This window comes from Herpetosiphon sp., from assembly GCF_003512625.1.
GTDB classification, from domain to species: domain Bacteria; phylum Chloroflexota; class Chloroflexia; order Chloroflexales; family Herpetosiphonaceae; genus Herpetosiphon; species Herpetosiphon aurantiacus.
This window is the reverse complement of the sequence record NZ_DOPT01000010.1, coordinates 1-6294: the sequence shown is the minus strand read 5'-3', so window position 1 is coordinate 6294 and position 6294 is coordinate 1. Positions and strand designations below refer to the sequence as shown.

Genomic DNA, 6294 nt, shown 5'->3' with positions numbered 1-6294 from the left:
TCAAACCAATGCGCTTGGCTGGATGACGGCAACGACCAATGCCCTGACCGAAACCTGGACGATGACCTACGACCAGCGGGGCAACCAGACGGGCATTACCGACCCGCGCGGGAATACGCTTGCGTGGGAGTATGATGCGCTCGGTCGCCGGATCATGGAACATGAGGCAGGCCGCACCCAGCGCTGGCAGTATCGGGCGGATGGACGGCTGGCGGCGCAGATCGATATGGCCAATCGCACCACCAGCTATGGCTATAGCGTTGATGGCTTCCTGACCGATATTGACTATCCCAGTGGGACAGCGGATGTCAGCTATACCCATGACGCGAATGGCAATGTCACGACGATGCAGGATGGTCTGGGGACGACCACCTATCGCTATGATGGGCTGAATCGGCTGCGCGAACGGACGCGCGATGGGCGCACGGTGGGCTATACCTATGATGCCGCCTCGTTCCGCACCAACACCGACTATTGGGGTACGGGCAGCGTGACGGCGACTCCCGATGCCGCTGGACGGGTCGCGAGTCTGCAACCGTGGGGTGGTTCCACCACGACCTATGCCTATGGCGCACGGGGGCAGATGGCGACCGCAACCAGCGGCAGTGGCCTCAGCGTGACCCCCACCTATGATGCGGCAGGGCGCGTGCTGGCCACCCACTATGCCCAGAACGGCACGACCCTCGCCAACTTTGGCAGCACGGTGGATGCGGTGGGGAATCGTACCAGCCTTACCGATGCCAATGGCACGACGACCCTGACCTACGATGCGACGGATCGCATGGTGCAGGCTACGGAACCACAGGCCAGCACGACGTATACCCATGACGCGGTGGGCAATCGCACCAATGTGGCAACCACGGGGCAAACCCCATTCAGCTTCAGCTATGATGCCGCCAATCGCCTGACGACCAGCGGCTATACCCATGATGCCAATGGCAACCTGACAACGACCCCCGAGGCGACCTACACCTATGACGCGGCGAATCGGGTGACCAGCAGTACAACCAGTGCAGGCACGACGACCTATGGCTATGATGGCTGGGGTAATCTCGTGCGGGTGACGACCAATGGGCAGGTACAGGATCTGGTCTTGGATGAAGCGGCAGGGTTGCCCCAGGTGCTGGGGACAGTGACCGCGAACGGCACGACCCGCGTGGCCCGCGATCCCGCAGGGTTGGTGCATCAAACCAGTGGCGGGCAAGTCAGCACCTTGCTGACCGATCTGGTGGGTAGTGTGCGGCAGGGGATCACCCCGAGCGGAACAACCCTGTTCAGCCAAGCCTTTACGGTCGATGGGGTGCCAGTGGCCCACAGCGGCAGTGCGACGAGTGCCTTTGGCTTTACGGGGGAATGGACGAACCCGCTCGATGGCCTCGTGTATCTGCGAGCACGCCACTATCTGCCGACCATGGGACGCTTCATCCAACGCGATACCGATGCAGGCAGCAGCATGGCTCCGGCTTCGTTACATCGCTATGCCTATGTGGATAACAACCCGGCCACGTGGACCGATCCAACGGGTCATCGGAAGGGGTTGCAACCCGATGGGTCATGGGAGCCATGTCAGATCATCCTTGGCGATCCCGAGGATCAATGCTCCTTGGGTGATTACTTTGACTTCCCCAAATCGAAAAGTGGCGATGATCTGATGACAATGCTCAAACGGTTCGGCAAGCGCATTGAAAACTTGCCGGGTGATGCCATCCATGGGACGATTGCCTTTGCGACCGACCCGGTTGGGACGTTATTGGCGATCCCGGGGTCGGTGGGATCGATGTCGCAGAATTGTCTCCAAGGGACGTTCTGTTACAACTACGAAGCGTTAGCCGACTGCGTTTGGGATGTGGGTGGCATGGCGGTTGGGGGTGGCTTCGGCGGAGCAGGCATGGTTGATGACCTCGCACGCTTCCGTGGGGGAGCAGGCTATGCCGACGACTTGCGCTATCTTGATGATCTGGCGGATGGTGCCTGTTCCTTTACCCCCGATACGCCCGTGGCCACGCCGGATGGGCCGCAGCCGATTGCCCGCTTACGCGAAGGCGATACGGTGCTGGGCTACGACGAGACGACCCAAACCACCGGATCATACAGCATCACCGCTCTCCTGATCCACGACGATCCGGTCGTGCTGGATCTGACGATTGACGGAGAGACCATCACCACGACACCCGAGCATCCCTTCTATGTGCGCGGAATGGGCTGGGTTCCTGCTGGCGATCTCGAACCAGGTGCTGCGATTCGCACGGCGAGTGGCACATGGGGATACGTGCAAATCAGCATTGCGCGGAACATGCCGCAGACGATGTATAACCTTACCGTGGCGGACGCGCATACCTTCTTTGTCGGGGATGACCAGTGGCTGGTGCATAACGCCAAGTGCCCGAAGCCTAGAAACAGTGCGTATGCTGGCACAACCTACTATCCAAAAGATCCTAACGTAAGAGCACGGTATCCAAACGGTGTTCCCTTCGATGCCCAAGGGTATCCTGATTTCTCAGCATATTCTATTAAGGATGTCCAAATTGATATGAGAGGAAATCGTGGGAGCGACTTTGCCAAAGCAGATCAAGCCGCAGGTTATACAGTAAGACCCTCTGGTTATACGTGGCATCATCACCAAGATAGAACAACGATGCAGTTAGTACCAACCGATTTACATGGAGATGTAGCACATACAGGAGGGGTTTCTATGATTAGATGGTTTGGTATATTACCGTAGCAAATAAGAAGGTAAGTGGATTATAGTACTATAATCCACTTACCTTCTTACACGAGATGTATTTGATGTGGTCACGATTTAATCGTTGGTGCACATATTTCCTTGGTAATACATACCGATCCTTGCGCATGGCAGTAGTACCCAAGGATTCATCGATTTTTTATCATTATTGAGATGTGTTTATGTTATTCCAATAATGATTCCATTTAGCGAAATTTTGGCGTAAACGTGCGTGGTTTTTGCTATGTCATCGATGGGTTGCTTTCCCGTAGAGGTGATACTATACTGGTCTCTCCATTCAGGATCACGTCCTATCGAATGATTATTCCCAACCCTCTAAAAACAATGCTATCTCGAGCGTTAATGCTTCATTCGCAAACCCGATCATTTCCTCTTCAAAATCAAACATCATTTGCATAACGACCTCTATCTGACGTTTATCATGGACAAAGTTCTTAAAGAGAATTGAGCTAATATAAACAGGATTATGTGCTTGACGAAGATAGAGTGATGCATCGATATATCCCGCATCAGGATTGCGGGGAAAGATAAAACGTTGCCCTAAAAGATCGTCAAGCGACGGAGGTAAGGCAATCCGATCAGCTTGTATCGATGTTTGAACACATTCGCCATCAAGTATAAACGGTTTTAGGGTAATTTCTATCGTGTGCATGCCACGCGAAAAATGACATATCCCCCTCTCGTATTCAAGACTTAAAACCGTGAAGTTTTCAGTAAGATCGCGGATACCTGGTTGAAGACACGGGTTGTGAGCTGATCCATCATGGGTGCGAATAACGCCACGAGAAAAGTCCTTAAAAAGATTTTCTAACCATGGCGTATCTGGCACTGCACCAGCCTCATACAGGATTCTCAAGCTTTCCATATCGTTCATAGTTTGCGCGATTTGAAGAAATGAAGGCCGTCCTAGCTGCCAAACGGTATTGACATCAAATCCCGTAGCAATAGCGAAACGCATCGTCTCATAATCTTGTGTTAAAAGGGCATCTTTAAACACATCTGGAGTTATCATTATTGGGTTCTCCAAGAGATACTCGTCACAGCGAAAGGAAAATAAATATAATACTGATGTCTATGCAATCCAATTCTCAAAATCAAGACTTGCAGAGCAAATCAGTACTCTATGCCCGAAATCATAACCTAGGTCTTAGTAAAATGCTGAGCATTATACTAACCATACTTGTTGTTGTTTTACCCACTTCTCGTTTTCTAGAATAGCGATTCCAAGCCATGGATATTGGTCTAACAAGGGGATAGCTAAGGGCAAAAAATCCCATAACCTGCTATCGTGTTTTACCTGATACCATTCTGATTGAATAATTGAAAGTGTCCGCTCAGGAGTGGGATCATAAGTTTGAATAAGTGTCGCAAGGATTTTCACTCGCTGCGCAGTATCACTGATCGACTGGGCTATGGCAAATGCTTGATCAAGTTGTCCAAGTAATGAAGCACTATTCGCAAGTCGCGAAAGAACGTCATCAGTGGTGTTCATTAATGATACTTGTTCTATTGTGCTATAAAGTACTTCGCGGGCTTTCTGATGGTTCTTATTTTCGGTCGTAATAGCCACCATTCTAATCCATGTATTAACACGGATAAACTCATCAAGGATAAACTGGGTAAAAATCAAAGCTTGATCGATATCTCCTATTTTTGTGAGGGCTATGGCAATACGATGAAGCGCAATGGATTGTGATTCTTCTTCAAGAGATTGGACAATTGCAATCGATTGCTCGAAGTTTCTAATGGTTGCCATCGCAATAGCGCTCTTTATGAGGCTCTCAATCCGATGTTCTGTCATATCAATTGACCTGACTAACTAACACTTTGCTGCTCCCCACAATCATGCCATACTTTGGAGTGCTTATGCTTCAAAGAAAGGTGATCATCATGGGGAGCAGTCATGAATTATACACGCGGGTTTGGACGACGTTGCACCAGTTTCATCCAACCCTCCATGCACGGCGACTGGCGACCTGGGCTTGGGTCATTGTCGGCTTACTCCATGCGCGATCCGTCCATCTTAGCGCTGTGGCGCTCCATCTGGCGAGCGATGCTGAGGCCGCTGGGCGAATCGCACGCATTCGGCGCTGGCTCGCCAATCCGTGGCTTGATACCCAGTTTCTCTATCGTCCGCTCATTACCCATGTGCTCACGGCTTGGCGCAATCGCGACATCACTATCATGATTGACGGGTGCTACGTCAATCACGACAAACTCCAGATGGTTCGCCTGTCCTTATCCCACTGTTATCGGGCAATCCCTCTCGCGTGGCAGGTCATGAGCCATCACGGGAACGTCTCCGTGGAGTCATGTCAGCGGATGCTTAATCGGGTACAACAACTTCTGATCGGAACCCGTCGTGTGACGTTTCTTGCGGATCGGGGCTTTCGCGATTGGGCATGGGCTGCAAGCTGCCAGCGCCGCGGCTGGGATTACATCATTCGGATCGCAAATACAACGACCATTCGCTGGGATGATGGCCCATGGATGGCGATCAACACTATGGCAGTAAAGCCCGGCAAGTCCGTCTATCTGCGCAATGTTTTGCTCACCCAAGACGGAGAATGGCGCTGTACTATCGCCATTACGTGGACACGTGCCACGAAAACCAAGCCTGCGGAACGATGTGCGGTAATAACCAACCGAGAGCCGAGCAAATGGATTCTGAACCATTATTTGCGCCGTATGCATATCGAAGAGAGCTTCCGCGATGACAAATCGGGCGGATTTGATTTGGATGCCAGTCGCCTGCGCGATCCGCAGCGGCTTGATCGGCTGCTATTGGCGATCGCCGTGGCAACGCTCTGGATGTATGAACTGGGGGAACGCGTACTCAAGGATGAGCAACGTGCCCACGTCGATCCAGGCTATCAGCGTCAACTCAGTGTGTTTCAGCTAGGATGGCGTTGGCTCCGGCGAGCATTGAGCCTTGCCGATATCCCGAAATGGAACCTCACGCTCCATCCGTTTCAGCCTGAGCGGGTCGCAGCAAAGTGTTAGTTAGTCAGCTGTTACTGCTGGAATTGATTGCTCAGATAATCAATCTTTTCGTTAATTCCAGTATCTTGTACGATGATGGATTGTGATTAAATTTTATTAATTCTAGGTACTGATTTGTGCAACGTATGCGAACCAAGAAACCCTAGTGTAGGAATGTGTTCATGCACACTAAGTCAATAGGTGGGTAACCTATACTGATCACTTGTGTTGGCAGAGCGTTTTTATACCACTGTAATGGCATAAAAACGTATCAACGATGATGGGGAAGCTACATATTCTTGGGCAATACTGCCATGGTGAACGATCGGTATGTGTTACCAAGGCAATGGCTTAGCGTATATGGCTCCTTTGTAGCCGATCGTTCCTCTGGCTCATTGTTCAGGTACGAGTATTCCATCACGGCAATACGTGTTTTGCCATAACCTACGGTGGTATCATTCCTACAGATGGTCGTCTGCCGTCATGGTGGCTTGTAAAGAGACGAGATTCGCACGAATAAACTGGGTATCGGGATGATCGGCCCCCAACACCGCTTCATAAATCGCCAA

The 6294-nt window shown here is 51.4% G+C and carries 4 protein-coding genes; 2 read left to right on the top strand and 2 right to left on the bottom strand.

Features of this window, described 5'->3' with window-relative positions; translation table 11 throughout:
• Window positions 1-2722 (top strand): polymorphic toxin-type HINT domain-containing protein (locus DEF47_RS01755; RefSeq protein WP_287044935.1); only part of this gene is annotated, 2722 nt, incomplete at its 5' end.
• A gap of 322 nt (window positions 2723-3044) precedes the next feature.
• On the opposite strand, the gene DEF47_RS01750 is transcribed toward DEF47_RS01755, so the two are convergent.
• Window positions 3045-3755 carry a hypothetical protein gene (locus tag DEF47_RS01750; RefSeq protein ID WP_012189584.1) on the bottom strand — a complete coding sequence of 237 codons (711 nt, stop codon included), beginning with the start codon at window positions 3753-3755 and terminating at the stop codon, window positions 3045-3047.
• A gap of 153 nt (window positions 3756-3908) precedes the next feature.
• The gene (locus tag DEF47_RS01745) at window positions 3909-4544 is read right to left on the bottom strand and encodes a hypothetical protein (protein ID WP_041304375.1); all 636 of its coding nucleotides are present in this window, start codon (window positions 4542-4544) and stop codon (window positions 3909-3911) included.
• Window positions 4545-4609: 65 nt separating this feature from the next.
• Between DEF47_RS01745 and DEF47_RS01740 the strand changes: the two genes are divergently transcribed.
• Window positions 4610-5746 carry an IS4 family transposase gene (locus DEF47_RS01740; protein WP_012189586.1) on the top strand — a complete coding sequence of 379 codons (1137 nt, stop codon included), beginning with the start codon at window positions 4610-4612 and terminating at the stop codon, window positions 5744-5746.
• The last annotated feature ends 548 nt before the right edge of the window (window positions 5747-6294 follow it).